The sequence below is a fragment of the Pseudoalteromonas sp. AWM4_233 genome (assembly GCF_056158285.1).
In genome coordinates, this window is the sequence record NZ_JBSWSZ010000001.1 from 2690517 (window position 1) to 2714215 (window position 23699).

The following is a 23699-nucleotide window of genomic DNA, read 5'->3' on the forward strand; positions in this document are numbered from 1 at the left end:
AATACCCATGCAATTTAGTCGTTTAGGCAGCAGTCAAATAGATGTTTCTCGTATTTGTCTTGGTAGTATGACATGGGGCTTACAAAACAATCAGCATGATGCCGATGAACAAATCAATTATGCCCTCAGTCATGGAATCAACTTTATTGATACCGCTGAAATGTACGCAGTTCCACCTTCACCTGAAACCTACGGTAAAACTGAGGCCATAATTGGTAATTGGCTTGCACGTCATAAAGAAAAGCGTGAGCAAGTGGTGATTGCCACCAAAATTGCAGGCCCGGGCTTGAGCTGGGTTAGAAATGGTGGGCCTATCACGCCCGACGCAATTTACAAGGCCATTGATGATTCTCTTGAAAGGTTAAATACCGATTACATCGACCTTTACCAATTGCATTGGCCAAATCGTCAATCTCCGCATTTTGCACAGCACAAACCTAATGGGCACAACTTTGTAGATGTCGATACGCAAGCTGAAATCGCCAGTATGGAAGCTATTCTTGAAGCGTTAACAAAGAGTATTAAAGCGGGAAAAATCCGACATTGGGGTTTATCTGACGACACGACATGGGGCATAAATACGTATTTGCGCCTTGCTGAGCAGCATAACTTAGTAAAGCCTGTATCAATTCAAAATGAATTCAGCTTATTGCATGCCAAAGACTGGCCATATTTAATTGAAAACTGCTGGCATGAAGACATTGCTTATTTGCCTTGGTCACCGCTAGCCGCTGGCATGCTAACCGGTAAATACTTAAATGGTGCTCGTCCAGAGGGCAGTCGCTGGACACTGGTTCAGCGCCAAGGTTTATTCAGAGACACTGAACAAGCAGGCCTTGCCACTGCCGAATACGTGGCTTTAGCGCAAAAACTGAATATGACGCCCGCGCAATTAGCCCTTGCATGGTGCGATCAAGTAAAAGGCGTGACATCAACCATTATTGGCGCAACCAATATGAGTCAATTAAAAGAGAACATCGCCGCATTTGATATGTCTCTTTCTGAGGAAGCATTAAATGACGTAGCTGACATATTCAGTCGCTACCCTGCACCTTTTTAATCCGAATTTAGATTATTTTAAGGGCTCTTTCTGAGCCCTTTTGTTATTCCCAAATATTGCCTCAATAGCTGTAATCACTCGTTCTAATCGTTATACTGACAGCCGAAATTTTAAAGGTCAGTTTTCCAATGCAGTTACTCAATACACCACCTCTCAAACCCGAAGGTTCAATTTTCACTCGTCATACCGCACGCGCCATTGTTTTAAACGGCAACGACATTCTATTACTCTTCACAGAGCGTTATGACGATTACACGCTGCCTGGTGGTGGTGTTGACGAAAACGAAGCCATTGAAGCTGCTTTGCTACGTGAACTACAAGAAGAAACCGGCGTTAAAAGCATTACCCAATGCACTGCATTTGGTCGATTTGAAGAAGTTCGAGCTTGGTACAAAGACGATTTCGACTATGTGCATATCGTGTCTGATTGTTATGTGTGTGAGATTTGTGGAGAGTTTGATAAACCGCAAATGGAACACTACGAAGTAGCCAACGGCATGCGCCCTGTTTGGGTCAATATTGATGAGGCCATTGCGCATAACAAACAAACTTTGGCACAAAGTGAAAAGAAGGGCTTATCGATTCAAAGAGAGATTTTTTTGTTGGAGAAAATTAAAGTCTTTTTAGAATCTTAAAAAGTCGATTCGTACTATTTACGCTAATAAAGCCGAGGATCAAATCACCTCGGCTATCTTACAGTCTTATTGTGGTTTACACATTACTGCACCGCCATTACTAAACAGCCAGTCACACACGGCTCCATTTGTATAATCAACACTACCTACCGATGTACCGCCAGCGACTTGGTTGGTTTGGGCAATAGGTAAAGTTTGTGAATTTGGAGAAAGCGTTTTAATTTTCTTCTTCTGTAGTTTTAATTTCATGCTTATTTTTTCCTTAAAAATATTATTTGTTCCGTACTCAACTAAGCTGAGCACAATTAGACATTAACAACTTAGAGTAAAAAAACCAACAAAGAAAATAAAAAAATTAACATTTTCATTAAGTTCAGAATGCTCCCCCCTCCCTGGTTTTGATTGGATAGGTCGCTAAAAGTATTGCTTTATCAACCTATCCTATGCCTCTCTTATAAGTTAGTGACAGCTTGACGTGCACCAAGGCCAGGGCCATACACTAATGCGTTTAGCAGTAAGCGATTTGTCGCTAATGTCGACCCTCTAAATACTGGTTGCCCTGCAAATAAAATGATTTGCCCATTACCTTTTCGCTCTTGTGTTAAATAAGCAGAGTTCGCGATGCGTTTGCTCGCCTCAGGCCAAAGCAAACCGCTCATACGCAACTTTAACTCTTGTTTATCAGGCAGGCTTGACCAACCTACTTTACGATCTAACTCTTTATCTTTTGCTTGCTTAACCGCTTTGCTCCATTCGCTTTTGCTCATTTCTTGATAAGCCCCAAGCCTGACAGCAGAACGAACGCCCTCTTTTGCCATCAGAACAGGATTTCGAGAAATTAAAACAGGGATCACCTCTGGTGAACCAAAAGTAAGCCAATGTTTCTGGTCAGTTCGCGCAGCTACAATTGCGCCTGAAGGTCTAAATTTAGCTAACCAGTTATATTGCTTCTTAAGCTCATTTTCGCTTTTTTGTTTTGCTCCGCTCTTCCAAGGGTAATTAATATCTTCCGCAGCATCATGCGACCAGATATTCTCAATTTCAGCGTAGCTGTTTTGCTGAGCAAGCCACTCTCTTTGTAATGAAATATCGTACTGCTCAACCTCTTTTAAAGTATCTTGGATCTGTCTTACTCGACTTAAACCAGCATCTTTACCTGTAAATGGCGCAGCAGAGCCATCGATTGCCACTAACGTACCACCAGCTTCTACCCAAGTTTTAATCGCTGATAATTCACCTTTGCTCAACTGGCTATACCAAGTTGCAGGTATCACCAAGGTGTTATAGCGCCTCAAGTCAGTGTAACTCAGTCGGTTGCTATCTAAATGAGAATGCCTGATCCCTAAGTTACTATCGATTGAGTGCCAAATCGTGCCAAAGTCGAGTGAGTTAATGCCGTTACCACTTAAAATAGCAATTCTAGGTTGAGTTAATACCCTAAAATGCGCACCGCCAATGTCGGGTAAGTCTCTATTACCTAAACCAGAACGAACAGCCTTTGCTGTGACTTTAACTTCAGTTGCGGTCTGTTCTACAACTTGGTCTAAATCACCCTCAAAAAATTCATTGTCATAACGCGAAACAACAATTGAGCCTCGGCTCAAGGTCACCCCATCTAACACTGTACTTTTGTCAATTACTCTCGTAGTTACACCGCGCTCCATAAGACGTGCAGCAAAACCAACAGATGCATCATTATTGCCATCTACGACATAAGCAATTGAGCCCGCTTTTTTGATGATAAATGGCTCTTCATCAGACGGCTCATAGAGGCGAATATGCTTAGTGATATGTTGTGGTATTGTCAAAGCTTCTAGGCCATGCATCATGGTGATATTCCAAGCTGTGGCATCGTACATGAGGCTTGAGCCATCACGTAGCACCCTTTGGCGCTCTTCAACTAATACGTCATTGCTAATTTTAGCGTCGAACTCGAGCATAGTAGAGATGAGTCGTCCTTGTGGCTGTCGGTTACGAATAATTAAAGTGCCTTCAGGCAGTTCTGAAGTAATAACGTCACCAAGCTGTGTCTTCGCTTTTTTAACTTTTATTGCTTTGGTTGTTTGATGAATTTCAAATCCTTGGAGCTGCATCAAGTCAATAAACTTCGCTAAACGCTGTTTATTTTTCGTAGGTAAAATTGCGAAGCTCTGATCTGCATACGGGCTGTCATCTGAGATTAACCGTCGCTTATCTTTAACAAAATCTCGATAGATTGCTTTAGAGTGTTTCGCCAGAGTCTTTAAATTTTCAATGCTGCTGACATATTGTTTATCTACCGACTCTGCATAGCTCACAATTCTGCCATTATGCTGCATTACTCCGTCTTCTTTAATGCGGGCTTGCTCATACAGAATATGAATCGTGCCTCTAAAAGCAGCATAACTTGAGTAACCTGGATAGAGGTTTTCTAACCACTCACCGGTGTAATAAGGCCATTTTTGATCATCAAATGCTTGTGCCTGATCAGCTTCAAAGACTTCTCCCCATTTGCGAGAAGACTCAGATAAATTTTTATTAACTGGCTGTCGAGCCAAGCCAAACAGATAAGAGTCCATCGGCCCCATTTCATGGGCGTCTATCATCAGCTGTGGATTCCATTCATTGATAGACCGAACAATGCCTCGAGTTTCAGGGTGAACGCCTAAAATAAAGTCACGGTTTAAATCAAAGAAGTAATGATTACTGCGTCCAGTTGCCCATGCATCTGTGTGTAATTTTGACTGAGTATCAACATTCGGAGAGGTCCCTCTTCGTTGCTGAAGCTCTTTCGTAAAACGAGCGCGACCATCAGGGTTCATAAGCGGATCTACGATAACCACAGTATCCGAAAGTAATGACTGAATATCTTGATCTTTCGAGGCAATAAGCTTGTAAATTGTTGCTAGCGCAGCATCACTGCCAGACCCTTCATTACCATGAATTGAGTATGCCATCCATGCAACCGCTGGTAAGCGCTCAATAATGCTCTGCTCTGCTTGCTTTGATAAGTTAACTGGGTTTGCCAACTTACCTAAGTCAGCTTTAATGCTATCTACTTTCGCTAGGTTTTCAGGTGCAGAAATAACTAAATAATGTAAGGGTCGGCCCTCATGTGAGCGTGCATATTCTACTAGCTGAATTTTGTCGCTCGCCTTTTGCCACACTTTGAGTGCTTCGGTGATTTGCTCAGGCGTTGCAGCTCTTTGGCCAACAGGAAACCCTAGAATACTTTCAGGCGTAGGTATCTTGGCGTCTAATGCGCCAGTGACAAGTGACTTATTGTAATTTAACCCTTGCAGTTCAGTCGGTGCAAGGCTCATATTTGCAGAAGCGTGCGAACTTATTACTAAAGTACTCGCTATAGCTACTGAAAGCAGTTTATTGCGCATTGTTGAAACCTTTTTGTTATTTTACTTTGAATAGCAATGAAAATTTGCCACCATCAAAATGTTACATTATCACACACAAAAATACCGCTCAATTACTGTGCGATAAACGGGCTATTCCTAAATAAATTAAGTTTTTCAAGCTATTGCAAGATGCAATACTCAAATTATTCCAATGATGGCTAACACGTCATTGCTAACCTGCCGCTAATCGGCTAATTACAAACTTAGCCTAGGAAGCCCATTTTTATCATTGTCTCTAAAAAATGAACTTTTTCACCTGTTCCTACTCAAATCAGGCTGTTATGAACAATCGGAGTAAGTTCTTGCTAAAGGGATTACCAAAAGCACTCGCCATATCTGTGTTATTTCATATATTGATTGTGTACTTTCTTCACAAGCAATTTGTGCTGCCTATACCGCCAAAACCACAACCTACGATGAAAACGTACCTAGTGATTGAGGAGCCTGAAGCCGAGGTAGAAGTTGAAGCTAAAGTAGTGCCCGAACAAGCCGAACAAGCCGAACAAGCCGAACAAGCCGAACAAGCCGAACAAGCCGAACAAGCCGATGAAAACGCGGTAGCAGAGCAAACGCAAATTACTTCACAACCCGCTGTCGTACAAACCGAAGAGATAGAGACTCAGCAAGCGACAGAAGAAATTCAAGTGAATGACACAAATAAAAACAACCTAGAGAAGCCGAGGATAGATCCGTTCAAAGCACTTGATAACATTCGCTCAGGTGAGCATGACTATTTCTCTACGCAGCAATCAAATAACACAACTCAATCGGTTGACCGTTTTGGCAATGGCCGGATCTCAACCCCAAAAAAGCACAAAGAAGCGCGCGAAAATAAAGACTTGCCGAAACTGGTTTATCAAGGACCAACCTATAGACTATATCAAAAAGGCGCATATTGTTTTAAAGACAACCAAATGGACCCAAACAATCGCTCTATCGATTCAAGTCTGCCGACCACTTGGCAAGGCCTGCCTTATAAGTGCGAGAAAGATAAGATTGAGAAAGCCTTTGAAGCTGCGATGGAAAAGTGGTTGCCAAAAAAGCAGTAGGGTTAAAATATAACAACTAATATAAGTTGTTTTAATCTCGAAAACCTCAGAACTAGTTTGTATTTTGGTTATCAAAATTAACATTTAAATTATATAAAGGCTTGATGACAGTTAATTTATCTATCAATTAATAAGAGGGTATCCAAAAATGTATGCCTTAAACACCCTCAATAAAATAATATCTAGAGGTAAAATGAATATGCCATAATGTTATTAATTTAAGTCTGACAATTAACTATATGATGGATATATTATAAATGTAATATTTTGGACCCAATGGGGCTGAGTTTGGCTGGCTATCTAACGATTGACACAACCCTGTTTTCCAATAACCCAATTCAATGTTACTTTGAGCATGAAAGGCTGATAGTGCTACCGAAAGTTTATGGTTTGCTGTTAACTTGTCCATTGGTAATACAAACACATGATCACTCCCAATCATTTTTATAACAGTACACTCTTCAAAAATCGAAATTGATTGTATTTTGCTTTTAAATTTTATGGTGTCGGCATCAGCTCGAAAAGTAATAATCGTCAATAAAATAGAAAAGCTTATTAAGTACTTCATATTATGTTCCTCATAACTATTAAAACACACATAATCAAAAAAAATTGATACCTTATAACACTCGCATGTCTAAACGGTACATTAGAGGTCTTTTTTCGTAACAACCGCTAACTCCAAAACCTACATTTTTTCCACTTAGTGCTGCGCTTAAAGCAAGTGAGTAGATCTCTTTACCTTTCCCTTCAGATATATCTATAACCAACACGGTATCATTGTTGGTGATTTGACAGCCTTGTGTTGTTTTAAAAGCAGGTGAATAAGACACAAAAACCATATTGTTATATGTTTGGATATCAGTAATTTTTCTAGTTTTAGGAATCTGATCACTCAAAGCATAAGCTGAAACGCAGAAGCAAAGACTTGAACATAAAAATAGCGTTTTAAAAGTTTTATTAATACCATACTTCATATAGCATATTTCCTTATCATTTTTTAATAAAACAACAGAAGCCGGAAAGCTTCTGTTTAATTTTCCACCTATAATGGATACTCTCGTCGGTTTATAATTAATTACTAAAATGATTTAAACCAATTATCACCTATCTGAACCTCGTCTATTTTGGCATAAGAGCCATTACACTCAGATACATTGAAAGATACTTTCTGTTTTGATGCTTGAGCCGCCAAAATCATCGAAAAAGTTCTCCCTGTCATATCATTTAAAACATAAATTCCTGCATCTATTGTTGATCTGCAACCAGCATTTACAGTATTGGAATTAAACTTTATATAATGCGTATTACCATCAGGATAAGCCCTTACAGCTAACACTTCTGACGAAGGTGTCCAAGCCGCAACACTCTGCTGACTGAATACAGTAAATAAAAATGAACCTATTAATATCTTTTTCACTATAAAACGCCTAAAAAATGGTGATTTGGATTTTTAATATAAAACATACTTCTTTAACATTAAAAACTTACCCAAATGCTTACAATTCGAGGGTACTTTTTCCTTGGCCCGAACTCCCAGAAACATAAAAGCGAACTGACTTGCCCGCCATTTGAGCAGCAAGTAGAGTTCCATGCATGGCAGAATAATTCGGTTCTGAAGGGACTATTGCATAATAAGTAATAGAAGAGCCCAATAAAACTTACCTCTTATCCATCGAATAAATCTGGCTTTTCCAATTATTTCACAAGTCTAACTTGGCTACCTAAGTCACAGTTACTATTATTATAAGCACCGACAATTGCTACTTTTTTTCCTGAAAAATAGGCCGCGGTTAACATAGCAAAGCTTCTGTTTAGAGATTCTGGTGAATTTACATTGGTCTGAAACTTTATGTACTTTCCTGAACAAAAGCCGCTACCTGCAATTTTAACAGTAAATGACTTGTCTGGAGTTGTATTTCCTGGGACAACAAGGTTGGAAACTGAAAACAGCTCTAATACTTCACCGCCATTAGCTAAAGGATCTGCTAATACTTGTGAAGATAAAATAAGAGATGAAAGAGTGAATATAATTTTCTTCAAAAGAATCCCTTTTAAATTTTTATGTAAATAGAGTAATTTTATTAAATCTTTCGATAATCGACTATACTTTGCAACAACCCAGACACTACAAAGTCACCAATCAAAAATAAATTTTCGCAAATCTATTATTAATAAGCAGTTCACTCTGCCCAAGCTTTGCAAAAAAAGCTAAGACTATCATTTCTATTACATGAGACCAATTTTTTGTAGTTAACCAAACAGAAATAAATAGCTATAAGTTGTTAGTCTCTGCAACCTGACGCTAAAACATCCATAAATATTGCAAAGTCTTGTTCATCTCTGAAAATGGCTTTTCGTTCATTACCACGTGAAGTGACATGATAAAGTGCACCCGAAAACTCTAAACGTCATGGTCTACTCTTAACTTTTGAATAAACAAAAGAAAAGGTTAACTAAAAATAGTTAACCTTTCTGAAATTGCACAATGCAAGACCTGACCTCGTTAGTTCTTTTTGACGTATGAAATTGTGTATTTACCCTAATCACACGACTTCTTCACAGATGTATTCTCTCTTCTAAGGGTAATATGTCGTCCGCACCAGTCAACTAACGCTAAATAAGCTAGCAGTTTAGCTAGTTGTGATTTTTATACTGTTAGTCAGCTTAATTTAGCGTAATATAAAAAGTTGTTATGAAATCTATTTTCTTTGAGTAAGTTTATGTATTTAATTAATAACCTCAGTGATTGGCAACAGGCCAGTAAAGACGAACAGCTTCAAGAAATCACCCATTTACTTGCTTCAGGTGTCGCTGAGCAGTTTGAGTTTATTGGTCTCAATACATTTTCCTGTGCAAACCTATCATATAACATAGCCCGTTTTAGACACCTAAAAACCAATATGGTGTTTCATTTAATCCCTGGCTGTGCGGAGTATAAAGTTGGGTTATCTCCTGAGCGATATCAACTGGTTGTTAAGGAGTTTGGCCGTTCGTGTATGCCTTTAGATGAAAATGATTATGAACAGAGCTACCCCATTAAGCTCGCCCCTTTTTTTATGGCTGAGTTTGTCATCACTCAATCGCAATGGGACGATGTAGGCGGACGAAAAGCCCATCGTAATAATGCACCTTCTGCTGGTATCGACGTAATAAAAAAAGAAGAAGTAACGGCGCTTTTTACACCATTTAATTTACGCCTTCCCTGTGAGATGGAATGGGAATATGCTTGCAAAGCCGGCTCTAATACGATTTATTACTGGGGGGATGAAACTGACCTTAGCAAAGCTTGGGTGAGTGACAATATTCCATTTAAAGCGGGTGAATATCGGAATTTAACACGTGAAGAGCAAAAACCTGCCAATGCGTTTGGCCTAGTGGGTATGATTGGTAATTTGGCAGAGTGGGTCGAGGATGATGCCTATGAATACAACACAGGGGTACCCTCACAAATACCTCACAGAACTGGCTTGCAGTCTCCCGATGGCATTTTACGTGGGGGCTGGTTAGAGTACGATTGGAGCCTTAATCGCTCAACATCACGCATCCCATGCAGTACAAACACCGCCGATACTGGAATGGGGGCCCGTTTAGCGGTGAGCTTACATGACCTTATTCATGCAAAGCAGTCGTAATGTACTGGCTGCGTTTACTCCTCGTTGGGTGTTTAACCTTACTGATATCAGGGTGTGTTAATCGCTATTTTGCAGCAAGTTGCGATAAACCAACGCATCCAGCTAATCAAACACACTCATTTATTATGTTGTGCTGTTCTGAGCGCCCCGATTTACTCAACATTGGCAGTGAATACGATGCAAAACAATTTTGCCAAGGCGCCGTGAAAATTCGGGTACTCGAAGAAGGCACCCGTATAAAAACCATCAACACACCTGTCGCAGGTCAAAACTTAGCCTTATCAAGGCTCGAACATTGGCAAAAAATACACGTAGAGTGTTTAGCTCAAAATATACCTTAATACTCCCCCAGAAAAAGCCTATAGTTGCCATTGGTTGTATATCCACATGGGGGGTAAATAATCGTTTTTATGTTGTAAGGTCCAACCGTGTTTATCAAAAGCCAAACTGGCTGCGCCGAGCAACTCAGGCGGATAGTCTTTAATACTAAAATGTATAACTGAGTTGGCACGTTGGGCCATCTTTTTATGGGTTTGGGTGGCCGTTATCATGGCTTGTTCGAAGCCTTTTTCATCTCCGATGGCAATGTAATAATACGGCATGTATGGGTCGACGTAAAAAGCATCTATGGCATCTCTACGCGGAAAAGCATTGACAAAATTACGCCATAAGCGTTCATGAGGGGCGGTGTCATCTAACATGCCTTTGAGATAGTCAACCTTTAAACGCGTAAAGATATTGGAACTATCGTCATCAACAATCATGGCTTTTTCACTGGTGTGTTGCAGTAATAAAGCCACCATGTCGTGGTCACGAAAGCTCAAAGCCTGTGTTAAACTCTCGAGCCACCTGCGAAGCGGGATAAAAGTGTTATATTGCAATGGGCCTGCAAACTCACTGACCTCCACTTCAACGGGGTTAGGGCTGGCCATATAAGCTTTGGCTTTTGCATCGGTGGCATTTTTACTTAGCCGTAACATGGTCAGTGCATAGTCTAAATCACTGTCTGCTTGTGTCTCTTTATAGACTTCAAAGCTTCTGGTAAACGCTATTCGCGCTTGTTCTTCAACGCAACCAATTAGCCTTGAAAGTTGATTATCTAGCGGCGGGGCATTTTTAATTAAATTAACTTCACGTTGGTACTTATCTCTTGCCAATTTACGTAATGTGATTATTTTTTTTTCAGGGTCTTTTTGGTATTTAGCATGGGTTTTTATGTGTTTCATATCATCACTCTAACAGAACATACGTTATGGGCTGAGCTTGTTGTACTGAATTTATTTTTTAACGCACTCAGCGACTATTTATGGCCAAAATATGACATAAAAAAGCGCACAGTGGCGCTTTTTTAGGGTGTGTTAGCTATTATGTCCCAGGTGTTTTTGGCTTATAGGTTTTTAAATAGCTGGTCGAACTTATATTACCATGCACATCCATTAAACCTTCATGAATGGTAAAGTAATTCACGGTACGAGTTTTAAGAATATCCAAGGTATATTGCATCGATGTCGGAATATCAATCCCATCATTTTCCATCCTCACAGCTTTTTCTGACATTTCACGAAGCAAACTGGTGTGGTATTCCTGCGTACCTTGTTGTGCATACTCTTTGACTTTAGCATTTTTATCAACAATCCGCTTACCCATGCCACTGCTGCCCCCTTTACCATCGACCACGGCGTATTTAACGCTACCATTTTCTGTGTATTTAACTAACAAATCGATATTGAGACTACCCGCTTGAACAGCATTCTCATCCCATTTTGGCTCTATAATTTCAGCATCGTCACCAAACTTGGCTTTGATGGTGGCTTTTGCGTTCATAATGCCAATTTCTTCCGACAAAGCGCGCTGTTTATTGGTTAAGTCTTTATAAGCTTGTGAGTTTTTATCCAAAGCGCTTTTTTGCTTGATAATCTCGGCCCTTGCACTAACCACCTGATCATATGTTAAGGCTTGACCATCAATAGTAGTCTGTAAGTCTGTTGTGTGGTTCTTTCCAATTGATAATTCTTCTGTGACCAATGGCGCTTCTTTGAATTTAGCTATACGCCCTTTTATTCCACCAATGTTACTAAAGCGTTTAGTCTGTGGATCAAACTCTCTGTGAGCCATTTCAGACAAAATATCTGCATCACTTAAGCTAGAATTAGGGTTTAATGCTCTAAACTCTTCTAAGGCGTTAGGATCGTTAGGGTCAAAGACTAAATATTCACGGCCATTTTCAGCTGTGTATTTTATAGTTGACCCATTACCATAGGGTTCACCATCGCCTTTAACCACATCTCCTGACTCTAAGTTATTACGACTTTTTGACAGTTTTTCTTTGTGCTTTAAGTAGGCTAGCGGTCCTGCAGCTAAAGTGAGAAGCGTCATAGAGCCCGCAGTAGCTTGGCTGGCCTGTGTTTGGTTAAGCTCAGCTTCTACTGTTTCATGCAAGGTTCCATCTGCCACATAATGTGTGAAATTATTATGAGCCTTTCCTATTTCTTTCTCAAAGTCCTTACCCGCGTCAGTACGACTAAATATCTCCCATAGAGATGATTGTATAGGCGACATCATAAAAGAAATAAATTCAAGTGCTTTAACGGTATTTGGGTGATCTGCCTGAAGCTTTTCTTGTACCTGAGCAACTTTAATTGTCGCTGGAGATGCAGCAGACATGCCTTGTGCAACCATAATTTGTACACGGCTCATCTCATTAAGCTGCTCAGCTCCTGTGCTTTTTTGATAAGCATCTATTTTTTTGGCATTTTTTAGAACCGAACCCCAGCCATAATCACCCCTTACTGAAAGTGCCTTTTCCCAATGTTCTAATATTTTTTCATTTGAATCTTGAACTGGTCTCCAATTTCCACCGTGATGTACAAGATTTTCAGTTGCTTGAATAAGTGCTTTTTTAAACTCTTGGTAATCTATATTAGATTTAATTACTTCAGCGTCACTTGCACTAATGTTTTCCGCATCGAAATACTTTTCTACTTTTTCATCTATGAATGCATCTGCAGCTTCTGGGCTCTGATTGACAATAACATCTGCAAGAGAAGTGAACTTTACATAGCTTTCTAGAACATCGTTAAATTCATCATCAGGTACTTCTGGTAAATCAGAGTCATAATCTATTTGGCCTGAGTTTACTTTTAATTTGTATGACCCAATGACTTGATTAAGCAAATATGCACCCATAACGCTGTAACGCCTTTGAGCCTGATCTTGTGCGGCATCTGCAGCAAAATTTATGGCATCTGCATCTGCTTTAGACAAAAATAAGGTTAAGGCGACGCCTAAGCGTGCATAGTCACCACCTGCTTTAGCAAATTGATGGACTTTAGGTTCTAGATATTTTTTGGTATAGCCCGTTTGCTCCAAAATAGCTAAAATCTGCTTGTCTGTAATCTTAGGGTCAACACCTTTTAAGTGAACAAACTTACCTTTAAGAGCAAGTTCAATTTCCTCATATAACTCTATAACATCATCTATATGAACACTTTTTTCATCAGCGCTTAAAGCAATATTTGCAATGGCTCTACCTGCCACATTGCCAAGTGCAGTGGATGAGCACGCAGAGGCGGCTGATGATTCACTGTCCATAACTTCATGCGTAGCAAGCCCTATTAAGCAACCCGCTGCAGCCGACGCAAAATATCCTTTTACGATATCTTCAGTGACATCACTGTCTAGTGCCCAAGTTGCGTCTATTTTATCTGCGAGTTCTTGACCGAGCTGCTCTACGGCATACATATAAATGCCATTGATGATATGCTGGTCTAACTCAGACAAACTACCGCCTTTAATTGCCCAAGAAGCAACAGCTTTCATGGTACTTTGCCCGACAGCTGTTAAAGCTTGGTTTGCTATATCAGCATAATCACCTAGGGCACCACCTTCTTTGAAGAAACTAAACGAATCGCCAAATTTATCCATTAACCCTGCAGTAACCATAGCAAGTGCGACACTTCTGACACCTTCTTCTGAAATCATCGCTTTTAGAGTGCCATCAACACCTTTTCCGGCCGCTAAATTTGAAGCCGCTTGTGTTACTAGAGATACAACACCTGCTTGCAGAGCCATTTGATTGACACCCCAAGTTACAAGTTGACCACCTATAGTACCTGTACCAATAGCACCTCCACCTGTGCCTAGCAACTCAAAACCACCCGGTCCCATTGCAACACTTACTGCGATGGCAATAATGGCCATTGCCTGTGGTGTTAATGAGCGTGTTTTATCTATTTCGTTGTAGTTTTCTAATTTTTGGTAAACCACATCAAAGGTATTATTACAATCTTGAAAGGCTTCATCACGATAAATATTGTAAGCCCCATTGGCTAGATAACCACCTCTTCCTGTGACTTCTTGTTCGAATGTTGGCGTTGGGCAAGCGATATGATTATTATCATAGACTTCTTTAACCCAAGCTAGTTGCGGAATTTCATTAAGTTGGTCAAGTATCTGATCTCTTGTCTGTCCTTTGTCTTGAGCGAGCTCTAACGTAATACCCTTGGTCGCATTGACCAAAATGCCACCAGTCACGGCATTGTAAACAGCACTTTCTTGTTTATTATCTTCGGTTCGTGTTTTAATTCGCCAAAAGTTTTCTCTATGAGTGTGTTGATAATAATGGTTTTGCTCTTTCGCCAAGAGTAATTTAACTTGACCATCTTCAGCGGTGATATTCGTTCCTTCTTTGCTTTGGATATCAGTTGCCTTCATTAAAATATCACCATACTCAGTATGCATGATAACGCCTTTACCAGCATCCAATGCCGAACGTGTCACAATAGTTCGAAGTTCATTTATTGTTTCTGAATTTTTGCCCCAAGTTCGGTTAGATGTGAATTGGTAGGATGATAAATCATTAACAATACTAATGTTGTTTTGAGCCATGAATTCAATCATGCCCTCGTCCGCTACTAACTCAGCACCACTAATAGCAATTGAACCTTCGGCCATTAAAGAAATAATTTGTTGTGTATTGAGTCGAGTTTGAAAGTAACTGACTTGAGTTTCTTCGCTGCTATAACCTTTTTTATTGATCTGTGAATAGCTGGTAAGTGGGACACTGCCAATTGATATAGACCCATCAGCTAGTAATATGATACTACCTCGACCACCATTGAGCTGGGCACCTGCTAATATGACATCTCCATATGTTTGTATGCTAATCCCATTCCCTGCATTGATTGATGAAATATTACCTAGTCTTTCACCATAACCATCTCGAGTTTGATAACGATGAACTAACGTTCTTTGTATGTAATCGCCTGCAACTATATTAACGTTTCTTTGTGAGTTAATTTGACCATAATTGTACAATGTACCGGTGTTAATACCTTTAAGGTCACCATTGCTATCATAAGCAAAGCTTACTCCCGCATAAATTTTTACATCGGTGTCATCAATATTTATTGAGCTATTCTCACCAATTACGAGATCTTCAATCGTGCTGAATACAGTATCATTTTTCAGCTGAATGTCTGTATTTTCAAAATGCGCACTTTTAAATGTGGCATTTGAAGCATTGAACTCAACTGTATGGCCACCTTCAATGGTTCTATCTGCAATTATGTACGAGGGGATATGAACCACAGGAATAAGTACATCTTGTCCATTGATACTTCTAAATTCAGGCCAAATAAAGCTTTTCCTAATAACATGATCTACATCGTACTCAGAAATCTTATCTCCAAAACGATAACCATGATCAGTTCTTGCTGCAATTGCGTAAGCGTTTTGATAAAGCTTTTGAATTTGCTGTTCTGATGACGTAAATGTGTCTTCTATGAAAGCCCGACCTATCAAACGCTTTACTTGTGAACTTACAATGCGATTTTGAACAAACTTATCGCCTACTCTCTTAGCCAGTGGGTATTCAACTTTTTCCAAGGGAACGAAAAAGGTGATGCTTCCACTAATAGGAACATACAGATTATACTTATTCTCGTATAAACGATGGGGTAAGTTTGTTTCAAGTTTTTGATGAAATTGTTTAATTGTCTGATCAGACTGAATTCTCCCAGACTCAATTACATCAATAACTGGAGATTTAACGTATAACTCATTAAGGTTATTTATTCTTTTAAACTGTTTAGTTGCCTCTAACTCATATTGCACTTCATAGTCAGTAATCGCATTTCCTGCAAATACAATTGTTGGCAGCAAGGCATTTAAGATTAAAGAGTGTATAATTAGATAACTTATTAATTTTTTTATAAAAATATTCATTTATAGTTACCTTCAACAGAATTTATATAGCAATTTTCGCAAGGAGGCGGTTTACATTCATAGCCACATACTGGATCGGGGTCTTTGTAATCAACATTGAAATTGCTCCAAGTTGAGGGTAGATCACCGCATAGTTTTTGATTATTACCTTCTGTGTCTATATAGGCTGCACAGCTTCTTACTTTAAACTTTAACTCAGTGTCTTTCTTAACTGTCATATTGTGCGTGGTTACACTTCCTTTGTCTGCTTCTCCCGAAGTGGTAGTGCCAATCTGAAAATTGAGCATGTAAGTACCCATCTTATAGTAGTTCTCTTCCCATTTTAGCTCTAAAGCACCTGTTTCTCTGTTATAGCTGTGAGTTAGACCAGTGACTGCTTTTGGCTTAGTTTCTTTAAAAGTTGCATATGGTAAGGTTACTTCTTCTGTTCTTGGCTCCGAACCTGTAAAGGTGATATAAGGTATGCTATTGTGATAATGATCGTAAAAGTTTTCGATGTAATATAAGGTAATATTTGGTGTATTTTCTACAGTGTAGCCAACTACTTTTTTTATTACATAACCGTCGGCTTGCACATACTGCCTTTCACCATTTTTCATACCAGCATACACAGTTTTCTTATCTTTAAACGTAAAACCGTCAAGATAGATTTGCGCCATCTTCAATAGTTGGTTATGAGTTTGTTCTGTCCCAGGAATAATCTTGCCATCTGCATCCTCTGCTATAATGGTAGACACATAAATACTATGATCTGTTGTGTTGCATGTCCTATCAGGTGCGTTATCTTTATAGTTGTAGTAATCAAAGCAATTATACTCTGTAATAACCAATAGTTTATCTTTGTTTTGCATAGTGATTATTTCTGAATTAAACCATTGAGAACCAGAAGGTTGGTCAAAGATTGTCTTAGTATTTCTTTCTATGTAATCTTTAATATATGCATCAACAAGCGCTTGTTGGTGGGCTTCAACTTGTACTGTAGTGTTTGTTTCAAAGTTGGTGCTTAGACCGTAAACATTCCCCAAGAAAGAAGTAAACGTTGTTCTGATAACGCTATCATAAAGCTTACTTTGATTGCATTGTTGTGTTAGGCAAACTGCGGATGTCATATTACCAGAAGGCAAAGTACCTGTTGCCATCGACAGAGATAAAAATTCAGTATTGTATAAATTTGATATGCCATGTACCTGTAAGTAACTTATATGATTAAGGAAGCTAGCCTTTGAAGAGCTTGTAACAGGCGAAAAGTTGAAGTCTCCATAAGAATAAAGAATTCCCATAGGGGAAAAATTATTTACATGGGCCTCATATGTTGTACCAGTACTTGAATGTGTTTCTTTTAAACTGTCTTGTTTTTTTCTTGAGAATTTATAACCGTCAGTATTAACTCTATATCTTTCATTAATGAACTTAGGCGAATTAACTGTAAGTTCGCCTTGCTGTTCAACACCTAAAATTGCAGAGCTATTTACTACATAGTTATTTGCTTTTATTTGTAATTGCTGTTCAGCAGTTAACCTTACCTGTCTAGATATTTCATAATCAAAATCAATTAAGTCGTTCCATCTTTCTGTCGTTGGCCTAGTTCTAAAGTAAGGATTAATATTCTCTAAATATTTAGTTTTTATGAAAATGTTATTGCCAATGATACTTGCACTTGTATTAATATCGGGATCATATTCATGAGTATAAGCATTGTTGTTGTAGACGCCGTAGTCTACACCAGTAAAGTCAATACTAGGCACGTTAAGTGGCGAGTAGTTTGAATCATAACTCTTCTCTTGATTGCGTGAACCGTTGATTACTAGATCACCAGCTTCCAAAGATATATCAGATGCTAACAGTACCCCCCCAAATTGATTTTTAATTGAATGGGTTGCATTAAAAGCTATCTTTCTACCACTTATCTGCCCGAAATTTAAAATTGAATTAGCAGAAGCTTCCAAGGTTTCTGAGCTCTCTATTAGGCCATCATTGGTATAGAGTTTTGATACTGCAATTTGTGAGTTCTTGGCAACAATCAAACCGTTATTATAAAAATTATTAGCGGCAATTATACCAACAAGATTAGAGGTTAAAAATTGACCTTCCTGATGTATATCACCAAATTTGTCACTATTAACAAGGGTTGAGATTGATATGCTTTCGTGAGGAATATATTGCTGCCCATCATAATCTCCATCCATCACTATATCAGATATCGTACTGAGTGAACTAGTTGGTGAAAATTTTAAGCTTCTCGCCGAAATAATTGCAATAGATGCGCTTGATAAGCTAGCATTAAATATGGAAGGTTTACCTGAATAGTCTTGGTCTTTTAAAGTCGATAAAATTTCGCCATTTTCATAAGATACTTCCAAACTCCCTAAATAAAAATTGATACCCGCACTAGCGACAGTATATTTACCATTTTCAGAAACGATATATCCACCGCTAGGATGACTGTTTGCTCTAGAATTAGTACTGATGAAGCCTGAGTTTTCTATATTACTAGAAATGAACTCTAACGTTACGCCATTAACGAGCATAGGTAACAATGTATTGAAACCTATAATTTTAATACTACCATTTGTATCTGTTTTAAAACTTTTGTAAGGTTTGTTCTGATTTTCACTTGGAACAGTACTTGCTGCTGCAATAGTAACTCTCTGAAAACCTTTGAAGGAACATTTATTACATACTATTTCATCATTCTGACCATTGCTAAGCAAAATAAGGTTTGTTGGGTGTGGAGAAACATTTTCTAGTACAGTTTCTGAAAGGTTAATATCACTAGATTCGATAACAATTGTTTTTGTTGATTTATCATCTGGAGAGATACCAGGGTCTATAACTTGTATTTTTCCAACAGGTTCAAACCTTGTAAATGAATTCCGTGATATTCCATTCTCATCGTGAGAGTTGATTATAAGTGTAGAGGGCGAACCTACCGTTTTTATTATATTAGGGTTGCCTGCTTTTGCTTTACAAGCTATTAAAACAAGCAAATAAAATAGAAAAAATTTATTTAATTTCATGCTTAAAATTCTCGATATTCCAACTTACACTCAAGGAATAAATGTAAGACTCTAATAACGCTAGTTATCTTGCTTCCTTGCGTTCAATGAATAGATTAAATCAGAAAAACTATTGAAAAATCCAAGTTGACTCTGAAGATATGAGCTGGAAGTAAAAAAGCTTTTAATTCTGATGGCGTCAATCAAATTTTTATATTTGATTGAAGATATATAAAAACTTTAATCTGCTTAGAAGCACCCACGCACAAGGAATTTATAGCAATTAACATTTTCGGAAATAATTTATGATTTAATTTGAAGAGCGCTTTTATGTTCTGAAAAACTATTTGAAAAATAGTTTTTTTTAACCGTAGAAAGCCATTTTCTCTTTTAATCAAGTTGAATGTAGTGGTTTACAAGGCCATAAGAGTTCGTATCTTGGCAATAGCTAATGGTAATCTTTTGCTGTGATGTTTTTGCAGCCAATAACATGGCGTAGACACTTTGAAGTGATTCACTGTGCCCTTTGAGCTCGCACCCTGCTTTCAAACCGCTACCTACACGAACATAAAACCATTTTGTTACACCTTCTGGCATAGAGTCTAACTTAAAGTAAATATTATCAGGAACTGCATATCTTAATTGCGTAACTTTTCCTGAAGCTTGATCAGCGAAAGACTGGTTAACAAAAAATATAGCGAATATTAGAACTAAAACTTTAAACATACTTTTCCTTAATTTGATGGTTATTAACAAAAACAAAGATATTTTTCAAAAGCCAACACCCTTGCAACATAGCACACTGTAATATAACAGCTTTTTAAAAAAACCACACCCACATAACAACAATAGTTATAAACAAAAAACGAATTTTTTTATTCAGAACCTAAAATAAAATAAAACTAGACATACCTTACTTATTTCATTCATATCAGACTTTGGTATAAAGACAGTTATTTAATGACAACGCTAACTTAAATCAACTTTTCTGTGCTCTGTTACGTGTTAAAGTTATAAAAAATGTTTGGTAAGGAACAGTAGATGAGTGTTAAGCGGATCAGCCAGTTTTTTAATCCTAAGTCAGTTGCAGTCATTGGTGCGTCAAATAATGCTGGTCGTGCAGGCTTTGTGGTTATGCGCAACTTACTTCAAGGTGGCTTTAAAGGGCCGATCATGCCGGTTTCTCCAAAGCATAAAGCGGTGCATGGTGTACTGGCCTACCACAACATTAAAGCGCTGCCGCAAACGCCCGATCTTGCTGTTATCTGTACCAACAAAAATACCTTAGGGCAAATCATCATCGAACTCGGTGAGCTAGGCTGTCAACATGCGATTATTATTGCCTCGGGTGCAAACCAAGCGCAAAAAAGCGCCCTTAAACAGACTGCAAAAGAAGCAGGTGTGACTCTACTTGGACCCAACTGCTTAGGCTTGCTCATTCCTCACTTAGGTTTAAATGCCAGCTTTTCTCATACTGTCGCTGAGCCAGGCAAATTGGCGTTTATTTCACAGTCGGCTGCAGTGTGCTCGACCATTTTAGATTGGGCGCAGAATAAGCGTATTGGCTTTTCATACTTTATTTCTGTCGGCGATTGTATTGATATCGACTTTGACGAGTTATTGGACTTTTTAGGCCGAGATGCCAAAACTCGTGCGATATTACTGTATATCGATAACATTGATGACGTTCGCCGTTTTATTTCAGCCGCGCGAGCTGCTGCATTTAGTAAACCTGTCTTGGTAATTAAAACAGGTCGCACCCGCGCTGGCGCAGAAGCAGCATATATTCATACTGGCGGTCAAAGCAGTGACGACGCGGTGTACGATGCAATGTTCCAACGTGCGGGTATGCTAAGGGTAAATGATTTACGTGAGCTCTTTGCTGCCACTCAGACCTTGGCGCTTCATCCTAAACTGTTACAAGTAGAACAGTTGACCATTCTCACCAATGGCGGCGGCCCGGGCATTATGGCCGTTGATACACTTTTACAAGGATCAGGAAAACTGGCGGAACTGAGTGATCAAACTCGTGAGGCATTGAATAAAGTCATTCCTCAGGCTGAGAAAATCTATAACCCCGTCGATTTATTTGGTGACTCATCACCAAAACGTTACCAGCAAGCGCTAGAGATATTGCTTAAAGCGCCTGAAGTGAAAAACTTACTGATCATCCACACGCCTTCAGCGCTTGCACCGAGCGAAGAGTACGCAGAGATCATTGCCAACGCCTTAGAAAAAATTCCAAAAATGGCTCGCCCTTATGTCATGACCGTATTTATGGGTGAATACGCGGCTTATGAAGCACGCTATGTGTGTGCCGAACATTCAATTCCGACTTACCGCACACCCGAAGGCGCTGTTGGCGCATTTATGCACTTAGTAAGCTATCGCCGTAACCAAAAGCATTTAACGCAAACGCCGGAGTCGATCAGTAGCGACCTATTAATCAATAGCCAAGCTGCAAAGCATGAGATTGCCGAGTTTATCGCTGAAGGTCATACCCATTTATCAACGCACCTTGCTCGAAAAGTTTTATCTCACTATTCAATTGAATGTATTCAAACTGAAATTGCGCTCACACCAAGCGAAGCAAAAGAGCAAGCTGAGCGACTTGGTTTTCCTGTGGCGTTAAAGCTTATCAGCCCATCTATTCCTTCAAAGTCTGAAGTGGGTGGCGTAGTGCTGAATTTAAATGATGGCAATGAAGTCGAGCAAAATGCCTTTGCCATCTTGCTCCGTATTAAAGAAGCCTACCCAGATGCCATTATTGAAGGTTTTTCATTGCAGCGTATGGCGCCTAGAGCCGGTGCACAAGAACTGCGTATTGCTATCAAAACTGAGCCTGGCTTTGGCCCTGTCATATTATTAGGTGAAGCAGGTACCGGTCTTGAGTTCTCTCAAGCTGCGGTGGCCCTCCCTCCGCTTAATATGAACTTAGCAAAATATTTGATCGCCGCAGCGCAAGACAAAGGCGTGCTTAAAGAACGCACCTTACCCGATAAAGTCGATAAATATCGTCTGTGTGCCCTACTGACGCGTATTTCGCAATTATTGGTTGATCAACCCGATATTTATAATTTAGAGCTCAACCCTGTACTTGCCAGTGAAGGGCAATTTTTAGTACTAGACGCCGCAATACAGCTCCGCCCATATCAAGCTAAAGCCAATCGTAAACGTTTAGCTATTAAACCTTACCCGAAAGAATGGGAGCAAAAGGTCACCTTAAAAGACGGCCAAGCAGCTGTTTTAAGGCCAATACGCCCTGAAGATGAGCGTGCCCACCAAGAATTTGATCAGTCGCTGACCAAAGAAGACAGATACAAACGCTTCTTTGGTGAACTGCCTGAGTTCAACCATGAACAATTGGCTAAAATGACGCAAATTGATTACGACCGAGAAATGGCGTTTATTGTCTCTGCCCCGCATAAAAGCGCTTATCGCACGCTGGGAGTATCTCGCGTATTAATGGACCCTGATAACCTTTCTGCGGAATTTGCTGTTGTCGTTCGCTCAGGAAGCCAAGGCCTAGGACTAGGTAAACTGCTTATGAATGCAGCCATAGATTATTGCCGTAGCCAAGGTGTGGGCGTTGTTGAGGGAATAACTTTACCTGAAAATACTGGCATGATTGAGCTTTCAAAGCGATTAGGCTTTAAAGTAACCCGTGACTTTGAAGAGGGAACCATTAATATGGTTTTGAAGTTAGATGATTCACAACAATAAACTATGCTAACAACCAGACAAAAGGTCGCAAGCTTACTTGAAAGTAGCGGTCGTCACCAAAAAGCAGGTCACATACTCGATGTATTTTTGATCTGCTTAATTATGATTAATGTGATTGCCATTGTTTTAGAATCTGTGGCCTCACTCGCCCAAACTTATCACACTGTTTTTCTTGTTATAGAGATTGGCTCTGTCGCCATATTTACTATAGAGTACTTAGCAAGGTTATGGTCTTGTGTCGATAAAATCGAATACAAACAAGAAAAAGATTCAAATCTTAAAAAGCGTTTTAAATATGCACTGACGCCGCTTGCGATAATTGATTTACTGGCCATCGCGCCAACCATTCTTATGATGTTCTTTAGCTTTGACCTGCGTTTCTTGCGTGTTGTTCGACTACTGAGAATATTCAAACTCACCCGTTACTCTAAAGCCATGCAGTTATTACTGGCGGCTTTTAAAGAAGAAGCCAGCAGTTTGATGGCTGCCTTCTTTATTATGTCTGTGGTGCTGATCATGGCGTCATGCGGTATTTATCTTATTGAGCACGATATTCAACCCGATAAGTTCGGCTCCATACCTGATGCCATGTGGTGGGCTATGGCCACTCTAACCACTGTAGGTTACGGTGACGTGGTGCCAATTACACCACTAGGACGCTTTTTTGGTGGGGTCATTACCATGTTAAGCATGGGCATGGTCGCCATACCAACCGGTTTATTGGCATCGAGTTTTGCAGAGCAATTACGTAAGCGCCGCGAAGTCTTTCATGAAGCGGTGTTACACAGTTTAATAGACGGCCATGTTGACGAAGAGGAGCGCGCGCATCTTGAGGCTCTGAGAGTCGAATTGGGCTTAAGCGCTGCAGAAGCTAACCAAGCTATCAAAGTGATGACCAATAAACGCGTGCATAGCCAATATTGCAGACACTGTGGCCACAAGCTTTAAGGCCACAGCAATATACAATCAAAAGAATATCTATTT

The 23699-nt window shown here is 39.5% G+C and carries 17 protein-coding genes; 7 read left to right on the forward strand and 10 right to left on the reverse strand.

The annotated features are described in order from the left end of the window. Window positions 1-7 precede the first annotated feature (7 nt). On the forward strand, window positions 8-1060 hold the full coding sequence (locus tag ACXAC4_RS12045; protein ID WP_475161872.1) for an aldo/keto reductase: 1053 nt from the start codon (window positions 8-10) through the stop codon (window positions 1058-1060). A gap of 128 nt (window positions 1061-1188) precedes the next feature. Further along, on the forward strand, window positions 1189-1695 hold the full coding sequence (locus ACXAC4_RS12050; RefSeq protein WP_475161874.1) for an NUDIX hydrolase: 507 nt from the start codon (window positions 1189-1191) through the stop codon (window positions 1693-1695). A gap of 66 nt (window positions 1696-1761) precedes the next feature. On the opposite strand, the gene ACXAC4_RS12055 is transcribed toward ACXAC4_RS12050, so the two are convergent. Continuing rightward, on the reverse strand, window positions 1762-1944 hold the full coding sequence (locus ACXAC4_RS12055; RefSeq protein ID WP_475161876.1) for a hypothetical protein: 183 nt from the start codon (window positions 1942-1944) through the stop codon (window positions 1762-1764). A 203-nt stretch (window positions 1945-2147) separates the two neighbouring features. After that, the gene (locus ACXAC4_RS12060) at window positions 2148-5066 is read right to left on the reverse strand and encodes a M14 family metallopeptidase (protein WP_475161877.1); all 2919 of its coding nucleotides are present in this window, start codon (window positions 5064-5066) and stop codon (window positions 2148-2150) included. A gap of 323 nt (window positions 5067-5389) precedes the next feature. Between ACXAC4_RS12060 and ACXAC4_RS12065 the strand changes: the two genes are divergently transcribed. After that, entirely contained in the window at window positions 5390-6136 is a 747-nt protein-coding gene (locus tag ACXAC4_RS12065) for a hypothetical protein (protein ID WP_475161879.1), read from the forward strand. A 235-nt stretch (window positions 6137-6371) separates the two neighbouring features. On the opposite strand, the gene ACXAC4_RS12070 is transcribed toward ACXAC4_RS12065, so the two are convergent. The 4 genes from ACXAC4_RS12070 to ACXAC4_RS12085 form a co-directional block, all read right to left on the reverse strand. Further along, a complete protein-coding gene (locus ACXAC4_RS12070) occupies window positions 6372-6704 on the reverse strand; it encodes a hypothetical protein (RefSeq protein ID WP_475161881.1) in 333 nt (110 codons plus the stop codon). A gap of 52 nt (window positions 6705-6756) precedes the next feature. Continuing rightward, complete coding sequence (locus ACXAC4_RS12075) at window positions 6757-7113, reverse strand: hypothetical protein (protein ID WP_475161882.1); 357 nt, start codon at window positions 7111-7113, stop codon at window positions 6757-6759. Between the two features lie 104 nt (window positions 7114-7217). Beyond that, window positions 7218-7556, reverse strand: a complete 339-nt coding sequence (locus ACXAC4_RS12080; protein ID WP_475161884.1) for a hypothetical protein — start codon at window positions 7554-7556, stop codon at window positions 7218-7220. A 278-nt stretch (window positions 7557-7834) separates the two neighbouring features. Beyond that, window positions 7835-8179 (reverse strand): DUF5992 family protein, encoded by a 345-nt coding sequence (locus ACXAC4_RS12085; protein WP_475161886.1) that lies wholly within the window; start codon window positions 8177-8179, stop codon window positions 7835-7837. A gap of 680 nt (window positions 8180-8859) precedes the next feature. Between ACXAC4_RS12085 and ACXAC4_RS12090 the strand changes: the two genes are divergently transcribed. Further along, window positions 8860-9771 (forward strand): formylglycine-generating enzyme family protein, encoded by a 912-nt coding sequence (locus tag ACXAC4_RS12090; RefSeq protein ID WP_475161888.1) that lies wholly within the window; start codon window positions 8860-8862, stop codon window positions 9769-9771. Further along, the gene (locus tag ACXAC4_RS12095) at window positions 9771-10112 is read left to right on the forward strand and encodes a hypothetical protein (protein WP_475161891.1); all 342 of its coding nucleotides are present in this window, start codon (window positions 9771-9773) and stop codon (window positions 10110-10112) included. The genes ACXAC4_RS12090 and ACXAC4_RS12095 overlap by 1 nt, the downstream gene beginning before the upstream one ends. A gap of 18 nt (window positions 10113-10130) precedes the next feature. Here ACXAC4_RS12095 and ACXAC4_RS12100 read toward each other — a convergent pair whose 3' ends face one another. The 4 genes from ACXAC4_RS12100 to ACXAC4_RS12115 all read right to left on the reverse strand — a co-directional run bounded on the left by ACXAC4_RS12100 (window position 10131) and on the right by ACXAC4_RS12115 (window position 19718). Continuing rightward, window positions 10131-10997 carry an immunity 49 family protein gene (locus tag ACXAC4_RS12100; RefSeq protein ID WP_475161896.1) on the reverse strand — a complete coding sequence of 289 codons (867 nt, stop codon included), beginning with the start codon at window positions 10995-10997 and terminating at the stop codon, window positions 10131-10133. Between the two features lie 139 nt (window positions 10998-11136). After that, a complete protein-coding gene (locus tag ACXAC4_RS12105; RefSeq protein WP_475161898.1) occupies window positions 11137-15996 on the reverse strand; it encodes a DUF637 domain-containing protein in 4860 nt (1619 codons plus the stop codon). Beyond that, entirely contained in the window at window positions 15993-19013 is a 3021-nt protein-coding gene (locus ACXAC4_RS12110; protein ID WP_475161901.1) for a hypothetical protein, read from the reverse strand. Before ACXAC4_RS12110 ends, ACXAC4_RS12105 begins: the two co-directional genes overlap by 4 nt. Window positions 19014-19382: 369 nt before the next feature. Then, window positions 19383-19718: a hypothetical protein gene (locus ACXAC4_RS12115; RefSeq protein ID WP_475161904.1), complete on the reverse strand. Its 336-nt coding sequence runs from the start codon at window positions 19716-19718 to the stop codon at window positions 19383-19385. Window positions 19719-20033: 315 nt separating this feature from the next. Between ACXAC4_RS12115 and ACXAC4_RS12120 the strand changes: the two genes are divergently transcribed. Further along, window positions 20034-22715, forward strand: coding sequence for a bifunctional acetate--CoA ligase family protein/GNAT family N-acetyltransferase (locus ACXAC4_RS12120; protein WP_475161905.1), 2682 nt, complete (start codon window positions 20034-20036; stop codon window positions 22713-22715). Between the two features lie 3 nt (window positions 22716-22718). Further along, entirely contained in the window at window positions 22719-23663 is a 945-nt protein-coding gene (locus tag ACXAC4_RS12125) for an ion transporter (RefSeq protein ID WP_475161907.1), read from the forward strand. The last annotated feature ends 36 nt before the right edge of the window (window positions 23664-23699 follow it).

What these genes read in the sequence shown, in the direction of transcription:
- ACXAC4_RS12045 (WP_475161872.1), top strand. Translation starts at nt 8, where the DNA reads ATGCAATTTAGTCGTTTAGGCAGCAGTCAAATAGATGTTTCTCGTATT.
- ACXAC4_RS12050 (WP_475161874.1), top strand. Translation starts at nt 1,189, where the DNA reads ATGCAGTTACTCAATACACCACCTCTCAAACCCGAAGGTTCAATTTTC.
- ACXAC4_RS12055 (WP_475161876.1), bottom strand. Translation starts at nt 1,944, where the DNA reads ATGAAATTAAAACTACAGAAGAAGAAAATTAAAACGCTTTCTCCAAAT.
- ACXAC4_RS12060 (WP_475161877.1), bottom strand. Translation starts at nt 5,066, where the DNA reads ATGCGCAATAAACTGCTTTCAGTAGCTATAGCGAGTACTTTAGTAATA.
- ACXAC4_RS12070 (WP_475161881.1), bottom strand. Translation starts at nt 6,704, where the DNA reads ATGAAGTACTTAATAAGCTTTTCTATTTTATTGACGATTATTACTTTT.
- ACXAC4_RS12075 (WP_475161882.1), bottom strand. Translation starts at nt 7,113, where the DNA reads ATGAAGTATGGTATTAATAAAACTTTTAAAACGCTATTTTTATGTTCA.
- ACXAC4_RS12090 (WP_475161888.1), top strand. Translation starts at nt 8,860, where the DNA reads ATGTATTTAATTAATAACCTCAGTGATTGGCAACAGGCCAGTAAAGAC.
- ACXAC4_RS12095 (WP_475161891.1), top strand. Translation starts at nt 9,771, where the DNA reads ATGTACTGGCTGCGTTTACTCCTCGTTGGGTGTTTAACCTTACTGATA.
- ACXAC4_RS12100 (WP_475161896.1), bottom strand. Translation starts at nt 10,997, where the DNA reads ATGAAACACATAAAAACCCATGCTAAATACCAAAAAGACCCTGAAAAA.
- ACXAC4_RS12105 (WP_475161898.1), bottom strand. Translation starts at nt 15,996, where the DNA reads ATGAATATTTTTATAAAAAAATTAATAAGTTATCTAATTATACACTCT.
- ACXAC4_RS12110 (WP_475161901.1), bottom strand. Translation starts at nt 19,013, where the DNA reads ATGAAATTAAATAAATTTTTTCTATTTTATTTGCTTGTTTTAATAGCT.
- ACXAC4_RS12115 (WP_475161904.1), bottom strand. Translation starts at nt 19,718, where the DNA reads ATGTTTAAAGTTTTAGTTCTAATATTCGCTATATTTTTTGTTAACCAG.
- ACXAC4_RS12120 (WP_475161905.1), top strand. Translation starts at nt 20,034, where the DNA reads ATGAGTGTTAAGCGGATCAGCCAGTTTTTTAATCCTAAGTCAGTTGCA.
- ACXAC4_RS12125 (WP_475161907.1), top strand. Translation starts at nt 22,719, where the DNA reads ATGCTAACAACCAGACAAAAGGTCGCAAGCTTACTTGAAAGTAGCGGT.